Raw genomic sequence first — 852 nt, forward strand, 5'->3', positions numbered from 1 at the left:
CCCAGCGGGAGCAAGCTCCCTCGCCACAACTGCGTTCGCTTCAGTGCTGTTGAGGCTGCAATGTAGGACGTCCGAGCGAGGCTACATCGCCTTGCGCCATTGCCTACAACTGCGCCAGAATCCGTCGGCTTGTGCGCTTGGTCCCCTGCCGATAACTTGTTCCCCGTCACTGCTCATCAGTGATCGGGTCTGCAAGCCCGCCGAATACCAGGCGCATAGCCAAAGCCAATCGACACATCTGTGTTCGACTCATGGCGGCTGTGTGCGGGAGACCTTCGGGTCTGCCGGGTTCCTGGTTTCCCGGTCTTGCAGACCCGCGCATAGCTGCCACCCATCATCTGCAAGTGATGTCTGGCAGCGCCTTTTGAATAATCAGGAGCTGCACCATGTTCAAGATCACCCCCAATCCCCCCGAAGACGATTCCAAAAAACTCAACGAAGCTGCCGACCGCGCCCTCGCCTTTTACCTCGACCCCAAACCTGAAAAACCCACCTCATCACCCGGCCAGTTATTCACCGTCGTCGAAGACGCGGACATGGAATGCCTGCTCGCCAACCTCAGCGAAACCCTGGCCTCGGTCAATGCCATGGCCAGCGACCTGGCGTTTGAACTGGACGGCTCGCGGCGGCATTTTGCGTTGGGGATTCAGCAGATGATTGAGCTGGGTGAGTTGCTGGCGAACCGTGCGCTGGATATCGCAGTGCCGCGCTAACACTTCTTCAAAGTCAAGCAGCACCCGTGGCGAGGGAGCTTGCTCCCGCTGGGCTGCGCAGCAGCCCCAATGACCGGCACCTCGGTGGGTCAGGTGTTTTTGAGGAGGCTGGTTTTGGGGCTGCTTCGCAGCCCAGCGG

Annotated in this window: 1 protein-coding gene; it reads left to right on the top strand. The window is 59.9% G+C overall.

What is annotated here, in order from left to right:
- The first annotated feature begins 386 nt into the window (after nt 1-386).
- Complete coding sequence (locus HU811_RS27065; RefSeq protein WP_186659184.1) at nt 387-713, top strand: DUF6124 family protein; 327 nt, start codon at nt 387-389, stop codon at nt 711-713.
- Nucleotides 714-852: the final 139 nt, after the last annotated feature.

This window comes from Pseudomonas tehranensis (genome assembly GCF_014268615.1).
GTDB lineage: Bacteria > Pseudomonadota > Gammaproteobacteria > Pseudomonadales > Pseudomonadaceae > Aquipseudomonas > Aquipseudomonas tehranensis.